This window comes from Agromyces sp. NPDC057865 (assembly GCF_042796995.1).
Lineage (GTDB): Bacteria > Actinomycetota > Actinomycetes > Actinomycetales > Microbacteriaceae > Agromyces.
In genome coordinates, this window is sequence record NZ_JBHVMJ010000002.1 from 187591 (window position 1) to 203121 (window position 15531).

General features: G+C 70.1%; 13 protein-coding genes and 2 tRNA genes. 12 read left to right on the forward strand and 3 right to left on the reverse strand.

From position 1 onward, the window contains the following. Positions 1-45: 45 nt before the first annotated feature. On the reverse strand, positions 46-2169 hold the full coding sequence (locus ACFVN5_RS08525) for a peptidase M6 (RefSeq protein ID WP_376954564.1): 2124 nt from the start codon (positions 2167-2169) through the stop codon (positions 46-48). A gap of 421 nt (positions 2170-2590) precedes the next feature. Between ACFVN5_RS08525 and ACFVN5_RS08530 the strand changes: the two genes are divergently transcribed. From ACFVN5_RS08530 to ACFVN5_RS08570, 9 genes are all read left to right on the forward strand, one after another. Next, entirely contained in the window at positions 2591-4225 is a 1635-nt protein-coding gene (locus ACFVN5_RS08530; RefSeq protein WP_376954566.1) for an ABC transporter substrate-binding protein, read from the forward strand. A gap of 87 nt (positions 4226-4312) precedes the next feature. Continuing rightward, on the forward strand, positions 4313-5407 hold the full coding sequence (locus ACFVN5_RS08535; protein WP_376954567.1) for an ABC transporter permease: 1095 nt from the start codon (positions 4313-4315) through the stop codon (positions 5405-5407). 1 nt (position 5408) lies between these two features. Beyond that, the gene (locus ACFVN5_RS08540) at positions 5409-6485 is read left to right on the forward strand and encodes an ABC transporter permease (RefSeq protein ID WP_376954569.1); all 1077 of its coding nucleotides are present in this window, start codon (positions 5409-5411) and stop codon (positions 6483-6485) included. Continuing rightward, the gene (locus ACFVN5_RS08545; protein ID WP_376954570.1) at positions 6482-8170 is read left to right on the forward strand and encodes an ABC transporter ATP-binding protein; all 1689 of its coding nucleotides are present in this window, start codon (positions 6482-6484) and stop codon (positions 8168-8170) included. The genes ACFVN5_RS08540 and ACFVN5_RS08545 overlap by 4 nt, the downstream gene beginning before the upstream one ends. Then, positions 8170-9036 (forward strand): ATP-binding cassette domain-containing protein, encoded by an 867-nt coding sequence (locus ACFVN5_RS08550; RefSeq protein ID WP_376954571.1) that lies wholly within the window; start codon positions 8170-8172, stop codon positions 9034-9036. Before ACFVN5_RS08545 ends, ACFVN5_RS08550 begins: the two co-directional genes overlap by 1 nt. Further along, positions 9033-10043 carry an NAD(P)-dependent oxidoreductase gene (locus tag ACFVN5_RS08555; RefSeq protein WP_376954572.1) on the forward strand — a complete coding sequence of 337 codons (1011 nt, stop codon included), beginning with the start codon at positions 9033-9035 and terminating at the stop codon, positions 10041-10043. The genes ACFVN5_RS08550 and ACFVN5_RS08555 overlap by 4 nt, the downstream gene beginning before the upstream one ends. Positions 10044-10122: 79 nt before the next feature. Beyond that, positions 10123-10195 (forward strand) — tRNA-Asn (locus ACFVN5_RS08560). A 56-nt stretch (positions 10196-10251) separates the two neighbouring features. Next, positions 10252-10956, forward strand: coding sequence for an AzlC family ABC transporter permease (locus tag ACFVN5_RS08565; protein ID WP_376954573.1), 705 nt, complete (start codon positions 10252-10254; stop codon positions 10954-10956). Further along, on the forward strand, positions 10953-11258 hold the full coding sequence (locus tag ACFVN5_RS08570) for an AzlD domain-containing protein (protein ID WP_376954575.1): 306 nt from the start codon (positions 10953-10955) through the stop codon (positions 11256-11258). Before ACFVN5_RS08565 ends, ACFVN5_RS08570 begins: the two co-directional genes overlap by 4 nt. 61 nt (positions 11259-11319) lie before the next feature. Here the strand turns inward: ACFVN5_RS08570 and def are convergent, their stop codons facing one another. Beyond that, positions 11320-11886, reverse strand: a complete 567-nt coding sequence (gene def, locus ACFVN5_RS08575; RefSeq protein WP_376954576.1) for a peptide deformylase — start codon at positions 11884-11886, stop codon at positions 11320-11322. Between the two features lie 41 nt (positions 11887-11927). On the opposite strand from def, the gene ACFVN5_RS08580 reads away from it, so the two are divergent. The 3 genes from ACFVN5_RS08580 to ACFVN5_RS08590 all read left to right on the forward strand — a co-directional run bounded on the left by ACFVN5_RS08580 (position 11928) and on the right by ACFVN5_RS08590 (position 14353). After that, complete coding sequence (locus ACFVN5_RS08580; RefSeq protein ID WP_376954577.1) at positions 11928-12845, forward strand: DMT family transporter; 918 nt, start codon at positions 11928-11930, stop codon at positions 12843-12845. Positions 12846-13012: 167 nt separating this feature from the next. Further along, on the forward strand, positions 13013-14269 hold the full coding sequence (locus ACFVN5_RS08585; RefSeq protein WP_376954578.1) for a glycosyltransferase: 1257 nt from the start codon (positions 13013-13015) through the stop codon (positions 14267-14269). Between the two features lie 10 nt (positions 14270-14279). After that, a tRNA-Ile gene (locus ACFVN5_RS08590) sits at positions 14280-14353 on the forward strand. 45 nt (positions 14354-14398) lie between these two features. Here the strand turns inward: ACFVN5_RS08590 and ACFVN5_RS08595 are convergent. Then, on the reverse strand, positions 14399-15358 hold the full coding sequence (locus tag ACFVN5_RS08595; RefSeq protein ID WP_376954579.1) for a helix-turn-helix domain-containing protein: 960 nt from the start codon (positions 15356-15358) through the stop codon (positions 14399-14401). Positions 15359-15531: the final 173 nt, after the last annotated feature.

Consider the following 15531-nt stretch of genomic DNA (forward strand, 5'->3'; position numbering starts at 1 on the left):
GTGCGGGGCGGGACCAGGTCCCGCCCCGCACCTGATTCGGTGGGACTACTTCGCCTTGCCCGGTGCGTCGATCGAGCAGGTGACGGTCGCGGTCGCCGAGGGGTTGTTCTCGGAGGTCGCGGTGACCGTCACGGTGGCGTCGCGCGAGGCGTCGGCGCCGCGCGTGGCGTACACCGGAACCTCGATCGTCTCGCCGGCCGCCGCCGTCACGATGGTGCTCGGGGTCGAGACCGACCAGCCGGCACCCTGGACGGACGTCGCGAGGCGGTAGATGTCGCTGTTCGCCTTCGCGTCGGCCACGGCCGCGCCCGAGTTGGTGAGCGGCACGGTGCACTTCGCGATCGCCGCGCCGCCCTTGCCGTTCGCCGCCGCCGACGTCGCCTTGCCGTTGAGGTTGGCGAGGTTGCCGCTGACCTCGGCCTCGCCGAGGGCGACGCCACGAGCCTGCGGGCCGGCGCTCACGAGCGAGCGGACCGCGACCTCGTACTTGAGGATGCCGTCGGCGTCGCGGTGCGTGTCCACCACGTAGAAGTGCAGGCCGTTCGCCTGGTCGACGTACTCGTACTCGGAACCCGAATTGTTGCCCGCGTGGAACAGCGCGTCGTTCAGCTGGCGCTGGTCGCCGCGGGTGATCATCACGGGCGTGCCGTCGGGACGGACGTAGTCCACCGTGGCGATGTCCTGCGGGTTCGCGTCGATCGTCCAGATGAACGGGTTGCGGTCGGCGTTCTTCGTCTTCGAGATCATGACGCCATGGTCGGGCTGGAACGAGTCCGTGCCCATCCGGTCGATGACCTCGACGGTGTAGTTGTCGAACGAGCCGCCGTCGCAGTCCCACTTGCCGACGCGCGTGCACGAGCCGGTCGAGTTGTCGGCCGCGGCCGAGGTGGGCTTGTCGAACACGAGGTTGATGCCGGTGAGCTCACCCGGGCGCATCACGGCGCGCGAGGTGACCTCGGTGACGACGGCGCCTGCTGCGTCGACGTCGGCCTCCTGCAGGTTCAGGTACTGTGCCTGGTCGATGATGCCGAGCTTGATCCGGTTGCGGAGCGCGACACCCGCGGGCTGCGAGCCGCCGGCGACCGACGGGACGCTCCAGCGCTGGTGCGTGCCGCCGGGGCCGTTGAACGAGCCGCGTGCGAGCACGTCGAACGGGCCGCTCGTGTCGCGGAGCGGACCGCCGTCCGCGGCATCCGTGCCGTACGGGTTGCCGTAGTTGTCGGAGATGCCGAGGATGTGCGAGAACTCGTGCGCGAAGGTGCCCATGCCCGAGGACTCGGCCTGCGTCGAGTTGCCGGCGCGTCCGTTCGAGGGGAAGTTCGCGTTCGGCCAGTGGTTGATCGCGCCCTGCCACGACGTCCACGGGATGTAGCGGGTCTTCGCCCAGTTCGCCATCGGCTGCCCGTTCTGGTCGAGCGCCTGGCCGTTCGCGTCACGCGGCGGACCGAAGTCGTCGGTCACGTCCTCGGGGGACTCGAACAGCATCTGCCCGAACTCCTCCCACGTCGACGACTCGTCGTGGCCGGCGGTGACGTAGAAGACCTGGTCGAACTCGCGCAGCGGGTCGGGAACGCCGAGGTCGGCGGACCAGAGCGCGTTGGCGTCGGTGCGGATGTTCTTGTCGCACGAGAGGCCCTGCGGGCAGAACGCCTGGTTCGGCCGGTTGAACGAGTCGTTCAGGCCGTACTCTTCGATGTTGCCGGGGAGCTTGTAGGGGCCGAACGCCTCCATCTGCACGCTGAGGCGACCGCCCGACTGCTCCATCCAGTACTCGTTGATGGTGCGGCCGTGGTTCAGGTCGTTGGGCTTGTTGAGCAGGTCGAGGTAGAACTGCGGCACGTCCTCGCGGTCGAGGCCGTTGGCGAGGCCCGACGGGTCGCCGAAGGGGTGCGACCCCTCGGGCTGCGTGACGAGGAACGGCTGGTTCTCGAAGTCCAGCAGCACGATCGCGCCGTTGAACTGGCGGCTCGAGCCCTCGGTGTCGTTCGCCCAGTCGGTGCCCGGGACGCCGACGTAGTCGTCCCAGGTCATGTCGTCCATGTTCTCCCAGACCTGCGGGTCGATCGGGTCGAGGACGGACGGATCGATCTGCTCCGGCGGCGCCGCGAGCGCCGGCGTGGCCGGCACGGCCGCCAGCGCCAGCATCCCGCCCGCCACCGCGAGGCTCACGAGTGCGGATCTCCGTCGTGTTCGAAGTGTTCCGGTTCGTTGCACGTTTCACCCTCCATTGATGTGGCCGCCGCGGGCGGGCCCGCGTGGATCCGGTCGGCTAACGGAAGTCGCTTTCCGAATGCTGTGAGCTTTCCAGCTTCGGCCGATGACATGGATGGGGATTTCCGACGAGTATCGTTCGGGAATCGAGAACGTCACGTTCGGATAACAGCGCATCGGTAATGTGGCACCCCGTGCTAGGACTGGAATCATCGCCAGCGAGCCGCTCTCACGAGCGGGTCGACGGCCCCATCCAACCCCGGGCGGAGGCCGAGGCACCGGCCCGCCCGTCTCTTGCGTCGGGACGCGCCGGCACACAGCCGCGGTGGTCGCCCAGGCGGCACGCCGTGACAGCATCCACAGGAAGAGGTAGACGGATATGACATCCGCATCCATGAACCGCGGGCGCGCCATCGCCCTCGCAGCGGGCCTGTCCGCCGCCGCGCTCGCCCTCGCGGGCTGCACGGCGGGCGGCGGCGGGAGCACCGACGCGGCCGGCGGCACCCTCACGGTCGGCACGACCGAGCAGGTCACGTCGCTCGACCCGGCGGGCGCGTACGACAACGGTTCGTTCACCGTGATGAACCAGATTTACCCGTTCCTCATGAACACCCCGTACGGCAGCCCCGACGTGGAGCCCGACATCGCCGAGAAGGCCGAGTTCACCAGCCCGACCGAGTACACGGTCACGCTGAAGCCGGGCCTCAAGTGGGCGAACGGCAACGACCTCACCTCGTCCGACGTGAAGTTCACGTTCGACCGCCAGCTGGCGATCGCCGACGAGAACGGCCCGTCGTCGCTCCTCTACAACCTCGACTCGGTCGACGCGCCCGACGACACCACCGTCGTGTTCAACCTGAAGTCGGAGAACGACCAGATCTTCCCGCAGATCCTGTCGAGCCCGGCGGGCCCGATCGTCGACGAGGACGTCTTCTCGGCCGACTCGGTCACCTCCGACGACGACATCGTCGCGGGCAAGGCGTTCGCCGGCCAGTACGTCATCACGAGCTACGACTTCAACAACCTGATCTCGTACAAGGCGAACCCCGACTACGAGGGTCTCCTCGGCGCCGCGAAGACCGACACGGTCAACGTGAAGTACTACACGGATGCCTCGAACCTGAAGCTCGACGTGCAGGAGGGCAACATCGACGTGGCCAACCGCACGCTCAGCGCGACGGACATCGAGGACCTCCGCGGCAACGACAAGGTCAAGGTCGTCGACGGCCCCGGCGGCGAGATCCGCTACCTCGTGTTCAACTTCAACACGATGCCGTTCGGCGCCACGACCGCCGAGGCCGACCCGGCCAAGGCGCTCGCGGTCCGCCAGGCGATCGCCGACCTCATCGACCGCGACGCCATCTCGGAGGACGTGTACAAGGGCACCTTCACGCCGCTGTACTCGTACATCCCCGAGGGCCTCACCGGCGCCACCGAGTCGCTGAAGGGCCTCTACGGCGACGGCAACGGCGCGCCCGACCCCGACAAGGCGGCCGAGCGTCTCTCCGCGGCCGGCGTCACGACGCCGCTCGACATCTCGATCCAGTACGTGGCCGAGCGCTACGGACCGTCGTCGAGCGACGAGTACGCGGTGATCAAGGACAACCTCGAGTCGAGCGGCCTGTTCAAGGTGAACCTGCAGTCGACCGAGTGGGTCCAGTACTCGAAGGACCGCGTCGCGGACCTCTACCCGGCCTACCAGCTGGGTTGGTTCCCCGACTACTCGGACGCCGACAACTACCTCACCCCGTTCTTCCTCACGGAGAACTTCCTCTCGAACCACTACGACAACCCCGAGGTGAACGACCTGATCCTGGAGCAGGCCGTCACCGCCGACCCCGACGCCCGCACCGCCATCATCGAGGAGATCCAGGACAAGGTCGCAGCCGACCTGTCCACGATCCCCTACATGCAGGGTGCGCAGGTGGCGGTCGTCGGCACGGACGTCGAGGGCACCGAGGACACGCTGGACGCCTCGTTCAAGTTCCGCTACGCAGCCCTCTCGAAGGGTTGATGACGGACTAGAGTCGTTGAAGCTCGACGACGGGGGCGACCTGCAACCGCGGGTCGCCCCCGTTCCCCTGCAGCCCCTGAGGAACCCATGAGCACACTTGACACCACGGCCCCGACGGAGGACCTCCCCGCCGCCGCACGGCCGAAGCCGAAGTCGCAAGGAGGCGGGTTCGGGCGATACCTGCTCGTCCGCTTCCTGCTGATCTTCCCGACCATCTTCATCCTGGTCACCCTGGTCTTCTTCCTGATGCGCACCACGGGCGACCCGATCACCGCCTCGCAGGGCGGTCGCCTCGGACCGGAGGCCCTCGCAGAGCTGCGGCACGCGGCCGGGTACGACCGTCCGATCCTCATCCAGTACTTCGAGTACATCGGCCAGCTCCTCACCGGCAACTTCGGCGAGACCATCACGACCGGCCGCCCGGTCCTCGAGGTGCTCGCGACGTACGGCCCGGCGACCTTCGAGCTCGCGTTCTACTCGCTCATCGTCGCGTTCGTCGTCGGCATCCCGCTCGGACTGCTCACGGCCTACTACCGCGACAAGCCGCAGGACGCCGTCTTCCGCGTCTTCGCGATCTACTGGTACGCGGTGCCGATCTTCTTCGCCGGCCTCATCCTGAAGCTCATCTTCTCGGTCTGGCTGCACTGGTTCCCGGTCGCGGGCCGCGCCAGCGTGGGCGCCGAGCTGCAGATGCAGGCCCTGCCGAACAAGACCGGGTTCTACACGATCGACGCCCTCCTCACGGGCAACCCCGAGGTGCTCGGCGACGTGCTGTCGCATGCGGTGCTCCCGTCGATCGCGCTGGGCCTCTACACGGCGGGCATCTTCCTCCGCCTGGTGCGCACGAACGTCATCGGCACGCTGTCCACCGACTACGTCGACGCCGCCCGCTCGCGCGGCGTGGGGGAGCTCCGGCTGCTCCGCAAGCACGCCTACCGTCCGGCGCTCATCCCGATCATCACCGTCATCGGCCTGCAGATCGCGCTGCTCCTCGCTGGCGCCGTGCTCACCGAGACGACCTTCGAGTGGAAGGGCCTCGGCTTCATCCTCGTGGAGTTCATCGAGAACCGCGACTACGTGGCCGTGCAGGGCGTCGTCGTGATGCTCGCCGTCATCGTGGCCCTCACGAACTTCATCGTCGACATCATCGCGGCGTTCATCGACCCGAGGGTGAGGTACTGACATGACCGCGGCATCCGTCACGCCGGCCGCCCCGAAGCGCCGGCTTCGCGACCGACTCCCGGTCGTCCACCAGCTGCGCCAGAGCGTCGGCCTCCAGCGAGGCATGCTCGTCGCCGGCCTCGTCATGATGGTCGTCTTCATCATCCTCGCGATCTTCGCGCCGCTGCTCGCTCCCTACGGCTTCGCGCAGCGCGCGGACGCCGATGGCGCGTTCGGCACGCAGCAGCCGCCCTCGGCGGAGCACTGGTTCGGCACCACCGTCGGCGGGTACGACGTGCTCTCCCGCGTCATCTTCGGCGCGCAGACCGCCCTGCTCGTGGTCGTCATCGCGGTCGTGCTCTCGCTGTTCATCGGCGTCGCGCTCGGCCTGTACGCCGGCTACTTCGGCGGCTGGATCGACAAGACGATGGTCGTGGTCTTCGACGCGATCTATGCCTTCCCGTCGCTGCTGCTCGCCATCGTGCTGTCGATCGTCATCTCGGGCGGGCAGTCGAGCCTGTGGGGCGGCGTGCTCGCGGCCGGCGGCTCGATCGTCGTGGTCTTCATCCCGCAGTACTTCCGCGTCATCCGCGCGGAGACGGTGCGCATCAAGGCCGAGCCCTTCGTCGAGTCGGCGAAGGTGCTCGGGGCGTCCAACTCGCGCATCGTGTTCAAGCACGTGTTCCGCAACGCGACGCGCACGCTGCCGCTGATCATCACGCTGAACTCCGCCGAGGCGATCCTGACCCTCGCGGCGCTCGGCTTCATCGGGTTCGGCATCGAGCCCACCGCCGCCGCCGACTGGGGCTACGACCTCAACAAGGCGCAGTCGGATGTCACGAGCGGCATCTGGTGGACGGCGACGTTCCCGGGTCTCGCCATCGTGCTGGCCGTGCTCGGCATCATGCTCGTCGGCGAGAGCCTGAACGACCTGGCCGACCCGCGCCTGCGCAGCCGCCGACGCGTCGCGCAGGCGGCCGGACAGGTCGCCGAGACCTCGGTGGTCCCCGGCGGCACGCTGACCGCCGGCCCGGGCGGGCTGACCGGCCTCGAAGACGGGGAGACATTCGACGAGCACGGAATCGAGGTCAAGCGATGAGCACGGTGGTCGACATCAAGAACCTCGGCGTCTCGTTCTCCACCGACGCCGGAGCCGTGAAGGCCGTCGACGACGTGTCCCTCTCGGTCGACCGCGGCGAGGTGCTCGCCATCGTCGGCGAGTCCGGCAGCGGCAAGTCCGTGACGGCGAAGACGATCCTCGGCCTGCTGCCCGAGACGGCGACGACGCGCGGCGCGGTGCTGCTGTCCGACCGCGACGGCGGCCGCGCACAGGACGTGATCAGCCTGTCGAAGCAGAAGCTGCGCGAGATGCGCGGCGAGGACGTCGCGATGGTGTTCCAGGAGCCGTCGACGGCGCTGAACCCCGTCTACACGGTCGGCTGGCAGATCATGGAGGGCATCCGCGCCCACGGCGAGGTGTCGAAGAAGGAGGCGCGCGCCAAGGCGATCGACATCCTCCGCCGCGTCGGCATCCCCGACCCCGAGCACCGCGTCGACCACTTCCCGCACCAGTTCTCGGGCGGGCAGAAGCAGCGCGTGGTCATCGCGATGGCGCTCGTGCTCGAACCGGGCCTCATCGTCGCCGACGAGCCCACGACCGCGCTCGACGTCACCGTGCAGGCCGAGATCCTCGACCTGCTCCGCCGGGTCCGCGACGAGTTCGGCACCGCGATCGTGCTCATCACCCACAACATGGGCGTCGTGGCCGACCTCGCCGACCGGGTCGCGGTCATGTACCAGGGCAAGGTCGTCGAGGAGGCCGACGTCAAGACGCTGTTCGCGGCGCCGAAGGACGACTACACGAAGGCGCTGCTCGCGGCCGTACCGTACGTGGGCCACGGCACCGTGCGCGCGGCCGAACGGGCCGCAGAGCGTCCCGTCGAATGGGCCGAGCAGACGCCCGTCGTCGAGGCGCGCGGGCTCGAGATCGTCTACCCCGGCCGCTTCGGCCGCGAGGGGTTCCGCGCGGTCGACGGCGTCGACCTCGTCATCCGCCCGGGCGAAGTGCTCGGACTGGTCGGCGAGTCCGGTTCGGGCAAGACCACCATTGGCCGCGCGATCGCGGGGCTCACGAAGGTCACCGGCGGCTCGCTGAAGGTGCTCGGCGCCGAGATGAACGGCATCCGCGAGCGGCAGTTCCGTCCGCTCCGCAGTCGCATCGGGTTCGTGTTCCAGGACCCGGCCTCGAGCTTCAACCCGCTGCTCACGATCGCGGAGTGCGTCGCCGAGCCGCTCGTGATCCACGGGCGCGCGAAGGACCCCGGTTCCGCCCGCAAGCGCGTGGACGAGCTCCTCGAGGCGGTGCAGCTGCCGCGCGCGTACGGCGACCGGTTCCCGCACGAGCTCAGCGGCGGCCAGCGCCAGCGCGCCAGCCTCGCGCGGGCGCTCGCCCTCGGCCCCGAGCTGCTCATCGCCGACGAGCCCACCTCGGCGCTCGACGTCTCGGTGCAGGCGCGCGTGCTCGAGCTGTTCGGCGAGCTGCAGCTCGAGTTCGGCTTCGCGTCGCTGTTCATCAGCCACGACCTCGCCGTCGTCGACCTGCTCGCCGACCGGATCGCGGTGCTCTACCACGGGAAGCTCGTAGAGGAGGGAACGGGCGTCGAGGTCCTCGGCGCGCCGAAGGAGGACTACACCCAGCGCCTGCTGGCGTCGCTCCCCGTGCCCGACCCGATCGCCCAGGCCGAACGACGAGAGGAACTGCGCCGGCTCCGGGAGGCGGTGTGATGCGCGGAGCAGCACACGGCTTCCCGATCGTGCTCAGCGACCTCACGCTCGAGTACCCGGCCCACGGCGCGAGCCCGGCGCATGTCGCACTGCACGGGCTCACGCTGACCGTCGAGCCGGGCGAGGTCCTCGGCCTCCTCGGCAGCGCGGGCAGCGGCAAGTCGACGCTCGCGAAGGTGCTCTCGGGATCGGCGTTCGAGCAGGTCCGCGGCGGCGACGTGCGGCCGGTGATCACAGGCGGCGAGGCGAACGTGCTCGGCCGCCGGCTGCGCACGCTGCCCAGGCGCAAGGTCGACGAGTTCCGGTTCCACGTCGGCTACCTGCCGCAGGATGCCGCGGCGACCCTCCCGCCCGACCGCACCGTCGCGGAGATCGTCGGCGAGCCGATCCTCGAGCGCGACCGCCGCTACAATCGGCGCGCGCTGGCGACCCGGGTCGCGACGATGATCGACGCGGTGCGACTCCCGCTCAGCATGCTCGACAGGTTCCCCTACGAACTGAGCGGCGGGCAGCGCCAGCGCGTGGCGCTCGCCCGCGCGCTCGTGCTCGGTCCGGCGCTGCTCATCGCCGACGAGCCCACAGCGGGCATCGACCTCACCGTGCGCGACGCGGTCGCGCAGCTCATCACCGAGCTGCGCGACCGCGAGCACGGCACGTTCTCGGCGCTCATCATCAGCCACGACCTGCCCGTGCTGCGGCGCACGGCCGATCGCATCGCGGTGCTCGACAAGGGCGAGCTCGCCGCGATCGGCACGATCGACGAGGTGTTCCACGACCCGGGCCACCCGTACGTCATGGCCCTCGCGGGCGCGCTCGACGGCGGGCACGCGGTGATCGACGAGCTCGACGAGGGTCCAGCGGTATGACGGATGCCGCGGCGGCGCGCCCGCGGCACCGAGCCGTCGCCGGGTCCGAGCCGCCGCCGTCGGCGTCCGGCGTCGGCGCGCCCGAGCCGGGTCCGATCGCGGTGCTGCCCCACGACGACGCGGTCGTCGCGGCGGTGCTCGGCGCCCATGGCGAGGTGCGGCCGCTCGACGATGCGACGCGCGGGCTCGTGTGGACCGCGGCATCCGATGCCGGCGACCTCGACGCCGTGCTCGCCGTGCACCCGCACATCGCCTGGGTGCAGCTGCCGTGGGCTGGCGTCGACGCGTTCGCCGACGTGCTCCGCCGTCACCGCGACGACGGCCGCACGTGGACGAGCGCGAAGGGCGCCTACGCGCAGCCCGTCGCCGAGCACGCGCTCATGCTCGCCCTCGCCGTGCTCCGCGAGGTGCCGCACCGCGTGCGGGCGAATCGCTGGGAGGTCGACGAGCGGGGCCGCACGCTGTTCGGCGCCCAGGTCGTCGTCGTGGGCGCGGGCGGGATCGGGATGGAACTCCTCCGGCTCCTCGCCCCGTTCGACGTGCGCACGACCGTCGTGCGTCGGCGCGACGAGCCGGTCGCCGGTGCCACCCGCACCGTGACCGAGGCCGGCCTGGGCGACGCGCTGGCGCGGGCCGACGTGGTGTTCGTGGCCGCGGCGCTCACCGACGCATCGCGGGGCCTCATCGGCGCCGACGAGTTCGAGCGGATGCCGCGCGGTGCCGTCCTCGTCAACGTGGCCCGGGGCGCCGTGGTCGACACCGACGCGCTCGTCGGCGCGCTGGGGACGGGAAGGCTGGGCGGGGCAGGCCTCGACGTGACGGATCCCGAGCCGCTGCCGGCAGGGCATCCGCTCTGGTCGTCGCCGAACTGCCTCATCACGCCGCACGTCGCCGACACGGAGGAGATGGTCGTGCCGCTCTTCGCCGAGCGGGTCGCGCGCAACGTCCGCGCCTTCCTCGACGGGCTGCCGCTCGAGGGCCGGATCGACCTCCACGCGGGGTACTGACGGGTCGCCGGATGCGAGGGGCGCTCGGATTGGGAGTCCGCGGCTCCCTTTGCTAGAGTGACTCTGCTGAAACACGCGATCCTCCATAGCTCAATTGGCAGAGCAATCGGCTGTTAACCGATAGGTTCTTGGTTCGAGTCCAAGTGGGGGAGCAGCAAGGGCCGTCCGGATGCACCGGGCGGCCCTTTCGTCGACTCGGGAGGGATTCGTGGAGGAGCGCGACACGTCGACCGGGCGCACCACGGTGCTGCGCGACAGCGTCGGCGTCGGTCTCGCGACGGCCGCCTACGGCATCTCGTTCGGCGCGCTCTCGGTGGCCGCGGGACTCGACGTCTGGCAGACGTGCTTCCTCAGCCTCGTGATGTTCACGGGCGGGTCGCAGTTCGCGCTCGTGGGCGTGCTGGCATCGGGAGGTTTGGCGGCCGGCGGCTCGGCGATCGCCACGGCGGCGCTCCTCGGCATCCGCAACGTCGTGTACGGCATGCGCATGAAGCCCCTCGTCGACCGCGGCGGGCTCGCGCAGCGGATCGCGGCGGCGTGGATCACGATCGACGAGTCGACCGCCGTCGCGCTCGCGCAGACGGACGATCGGGCCGCTCGGCGCGGCTTCTGGCTCACCGGGACCGTCATCTTCGTCGGATGGAACCTGACCACCCTCGCCGGCGCCCTCATCGGCGACGCGCTCGGCGACACCAGGGCGTGGGGGCTGGATGCCGCGGCCGCCGCAGCCTTCCTCGGGCTCCTGTGGCCGCGACTGAAGCGCTTCCAGGCCGGCGCCGTGGCGGTCGCCGCGGCGCTCGTCGCGACGCTGACCACGCCGGTGCTCATGCCGGGACTGCCCGTGCTCGTGGCGGCGCTCGTCGCGGTCGTCGTCGGCTGGTTCGACCTGTTCTCGCGGAGGAGCGCGTCATGACCACGTGGCACGTCATCCTCATCGCCTCCGCGGCGACGCTGGCCCTCAAGCTCGGCGGCTACCTCGTGCCCGCCGGGCTGCTCGAACGGGAGCGTCCCGCCCGCATCGCCGACCTCCTCACCGTGGCGCTGCTCGCGGCGCTCATCGCCGTGCAGACGCTCGGCGCGGGGCAGGCGATCGTGTTCGACGCACGCGTGCCGGCCGTCATCGTCGCGGCCGCGCTGTTCGCGCTGCGGGTGCCGTTCCTCGTCGTCGTGATCGTCGCGGCGCTCGTCGCAGCCGGGATCAGGGCGTTCATCTGACGCCGTCGAGAGCCTCGGCGCCAGACCATCGGCCGCCCGCCGGACTGGCCGTTCGTCGCGCTCAGTCCTCGAGGTGGTCGACGCCGGGCAGCCACGAGACGCCGGGCTTGCCCCAGCCGAGCTTGCGGGTGATCTTCGCGACGATGCGCTGGTCCTTCTCGCCGAGGCGGTCGACGTACAGGGTGCCGTCGAGGTGGTCGTACTCGTGCTGGAAGATGCGCGCGAGCCAGCCCTCGGCGTCGATCTCGAACGGCTGCCCCTCGAGGTCGGTCGCCCGGAGGATGGCCCGATCGGCGCGACGCAGGCCGAACCGCTCGCCGGGGAACGAGAGGCAGCCCTCGGACTCCTCGTCGAGGTCGGGCTCACCGGCGGGCGGCGGCGAGATCCACAGCTCGGGGTTGATCGCGACGCCGCGCCACTTCGTGCCCGCCTCGTCGACCCACCCGTACGTGAACAGGCGGAGCGGCACCCCGACCTGCGGCCCTGCGAGCCCGACGCCCGGCGCGGCATCCATGGTCTCGAACATGTCGCGGACGAGCGCGCGCAGCTCGTCGTCGATCGTCTCGACCGGAAGGGCGGGGGAGTGCAGCACCGGGTCGCCGGTGATGCGTATGGGGAGCACGGCCATTCGGCAAGGATATCGGCGACGCAACGGGTAGGGTCGTCACCGTGGATCCGGACCTGAGCGACCTCTCCGAGCAGATCGCGCTCGACCCCACGTCGTTCATCGGAATCCCGCTCGCGCTGGTCGGAGCGGTGTTCCTCTCGCTCGGGGCGCAGTTCCAGCACCGCGGCGTCGTCAAGGTCGAGGCGCGCACTGTCGACACGCTCGGGAAGGGCCTCAACGGCAAGCAGCTCGCGCTGCTGCTGGCCCGGCCGTCGTGGGTCATCGGGACGCTCATGCTCGGGCTCGCCATCATGTTCCAGCTCGGCAGCCTCTACTTCGCCCCCATCATCGTGGTGCAGCCGCTCGGCGCCATCGCCCTGGTGATCACGTCCATCCTGAACTCGCGCATCAACCACGTGAAGCTGAACCGCAAGTCGATCATCGCCATCGTGATGTGCGTCGGCGGTGTGTTCCTCTTCGTCGGCGTCGCCGCATTCACGGCCGTCGACAAGCCGGTCACCGACGACCAGCTCATCACGATCCTCATCATCCTCGCGGTGGTCCTGGCTCTCGCGGGCGTGGCGTTCGCGCTGTTCCGCCGCCGCATCCGGGCCGTCTTCTACGTCATCATGGCCGGCGTGCTCTACGGCTTCGTGGCCACCCTCGCGAAGGTCGTGCTTGGTCGGATCCAGCAGGGCGAGTTCGAGTGGCTGACGTTCACGTGCCTCATCGGCCTGCTCCTCGCGACGGCGCTCGGCGCCTACTTCGTGCAGAACGCCTACGCGACCGGACCACCCGACCTCGTCATCGCCGGGCTCACCGTGGTGGACCCCATGGTCGCCGTGGTCATCGGCATCGTCGTGCTCGGCGAGGCGTCGCAGGCGCCGCTGTGGGCGAACCTGGTGTTCGCCGTCGCGGGAGCGATCGCCGTGTGGGGCGTCTTCATGCTGGCGCGCAACCACCCGCAGACTCGCCTCTGAACGCCGCCCGACCGCGCATCCGAGCCGGGCTCACGACATGCGACCCGGGCAACGCGCAGGCGGCGATGCGTAGACTATGGTCGGATCCAAACCCCGCGCCTGACCCCTGCGCCGTGATCCCAGAGGCCGATCGCCTCCATCCGACGAACTGTGAGGAACAACACCACGTGTCTGACACACCCGGTGCGACTACCCCCGCCGGCACCGACGGCGCAGAGACGGAACGCCCGCTCACCATCCTGATCGGCGCCGACACGTTCGCCCCCGACGTCAACGGCGCCGCCCGCTTCGCCGAGCGCCTCGCCGCCGGCCTCGTCGAGCGCGGCCACGACGTGCACGTCATGGCACCCGCCGCGAGCCGCAAGCACGGCACGTGGAAAGAGGTGCACGAGGGCCAGGAGGTCACCGCGCACCGCCTGCGCAGCTGGCGCTGGTACCCGCACGACTGGCTGCGCTTCGCCCTGCCGTGGCGCATCAAGCAGAACAGCGCGCGGGTCATCGACGCGGTCAAGCCCGACGTCGTGCACTTCCAGTCGCACATCGTGGTGGGCCGCGGCCTCTCGGTCGAGGCGCAGAAGCGCGGCATCCGCATCATCGGCACCAACCACTTCATGCCCGAGAACATGCTCGAGTTCACGCTGCTGCCGAAGGCGGTGCAGGAATTCGCGGTCGGGCTCGCCTGGAAGGCCGCCGGCCGCACGTTCGGCCGCGCGGAGGCCGTGACCACGCCGACCCGCAAGGCGGCGCAGTTCCTCGAGAAGCACACCGGCCTCGAGAACGTGCACGCCATCTCCTGCGGCATCGACGCGCACAAGTACTCGCCCAATTGGGCGCCGCGCACCGAGAACCGCATCCTCTTCGTGGGCCGCGTCACCGGCGAGAAGCACATCGACGTGCTCCTGCGGGCGCTCACGCTCCTGCCCGCCGACCTCGACGCCAAGGTCGAGATCGTCGGCGGCGGCGACCAGATGCGCAACCTGCAGCACCTCGCCTCCGAGCTCGGCATCGCCGACCGGGTGACGTTCACCGGCTACGTGACCGACGACGAGCTGCGCGAGGCCTACCACCGAGCATCCGTGCTCGCGATGCCGTCGATCGCCGAGCTGCAGTCGATCGTGACCATGGAGGCCATGGCCTCGGCGCTGCCGGTCGTGGCCGCGAACGCGATGGCGCTGCCGCACCTCGTGCACGACGGCGAGAACGGCTACCTCTTCGAGCCGGGCAGCCACGAGGACCTCGCGGCGAAGCTCCGGACGGTGCTCGAGGCCTCGCCCGACGAGTACCGCGCGCTCAAGGAGGAGTCGATCCGCCTCATCGCGGCGCACGACATCCAGCGCACGCTGTCGACGTTCGAGAGCCTGTATCGTGGGAAGCCGGTGACCGATCCGGTCACCGATGTCGCGCCGGTCGCCCTTCCCGAGTGACGCGCCGCGAGGGGCGGTAGCTCAGCCGGTCAGAGCAGTGGACTCATAATCCATCGGTCACGGGTTCAAGTCCCGTCCGCCCTACCGAAACGTCTCTGATCAGGTCGAATTCTTCGTTGCGAAGCGGGGTCAGCCCGCGAGGGCCCGGGCCCGGATGGCCGACGGCGGCTCGCCGAACTCGGCGCGGAACGCACGGCTGAAGTGCGCGGCATCCGGGAAGCCCCAACGGGCCGCCACCTCGCCCACCGGCCGGCGCGCGGCGAGCGGGTCGACGAGCTCGCGCCGGCAGTGGTCGAGGCGGCGCGTGCGGATCCAGGTCGAGACCGTCAGCCCCTCCTCGTGGAAGATCGCGTGCAGGTGGCGCGTCGAGATGAAGTGCGCCGCCGCGATGGTCGAGGGGTTCAGGTCGGGCAGCGGCAGATGCTCGTCGATGTACGCCTGCACCCGCCGCAGCATCGGGCGGTGCGGCTTGTCGGCGTCGCGGGCGAGGTCGAGCTGCTGCGCGTACATCGTGGTGACGAGGTCGACCGCATTGCGCGCGAGCCTGGCGCCGACCGGGCCGTCGAACTGGTCGAGCTGGCCCGCGAGGCCGCCGAGGAAGCCCGAGACCACGCGCGCGAGGCCCTCCTCGCCGGAGAGCGTCGTCGCGGTCATGCCGCGCACCGCGTCCGTGGGCAGCTCGATGAGGCGTTGCGGCACCATGAGGACGGCTGTGCTGAAGCGCTCCTCGAACACGAGCGTGTAGGGCGTGTTGGTGTCGTAGATGGCCAGGTCCCCGGGGCGCACGACCGCCTCGCGTCCGTCCTGGATGAGCAGGCCCGTACCCGACAGCTGAAGCCCGAGCTTGAAGAACCGCTGCTCCTTGCGGGCGACGAGCGCCGGCGTGCGCTGGATGTCGTGGGCGTCGGCGGTCACGACCGAGAGGTGGACCTCGTCGGACGCCGCGGTGCGGATGTCTCCCCGGAACGGCTCCGGACGGTCCGAGTGCACGCGCAGCGGCACGAACGACTGCGACACGACCGCGCTGAACTCGGTGAAGTCGAGCGACGCGGCGGTGACGTGGGCGGATGTCTCGGGGACGTGGGGCACGGGATGACCTCGGTCTTCCTCCGGACGTCGTCGTCCGGCACGGGTCCGGTTATTCTACGCCTGTAGGGCCAAAAAGCGAGAGGCGAGCGTGCATCCCGGGACAAGCAGCGTTCGCGCTCCGACAACCGGAGCCGCCGATGCGCGACGATGATGACGGGCATCGTGCGAGGCTG

Coding starts and splice junctions, on each gene's coding strand:
- ACFVN5_RS08530 (WP_376954566.1), top strand. CDS start 2,591: ATGACATCCGCATCCATGAACCGCGGGCGCGCCATCGCCCTCGCAGCG.
- ACFVN5_RS08545 (WP_376954570.1), top strand. CDS start 6,482: ATGAGCACGGTGGTCGACATCAAGAACCTCGGCGTCTCGTTCTCCACC.
- ACFVN5_RS08535 (WP_376954567.1), top strand. CDS start 4,313: ATGAGCACACTTGACACCACGGCCCCGACGGAGGACCTCCCCGCCGCC.
- ACFVN5_RS08570 (WP_376954575.1), top strand. CDS start 10,953: ATGACCACGTGGCACGTCATCCTCATCGCCTCCGCGGCGACGCTGGCC.
- ACFVN5_RS08540 (WP_376954569.1), top strand. CDS start 5,409: ATGACCGCGGCATCCGTCACGCCGGCCGCCCCGAAGCGCCGGCTTCGC.
- ACFVN5_RS08550 (WP_376954571.1), top strand. CDS start 8,170: ATGCGCGGAGCAGCACACGGCTTCCCGATCGTGCTCAGCGACCTCACG.
- ACFVN5_RS08555 (WP_376954572.1), top strand. CDS start 9,033: ATGACGGATGCCGCGGCGGCGCGCCCGCGGCACCGAGCCGTCGCCGGG.
- def (WP_376954576.1), bottom strand. CDS start 11,886: ATGGCCGTGCTCCCCATACGCATCACCGGCGACCCGGTGCTGCACTCC.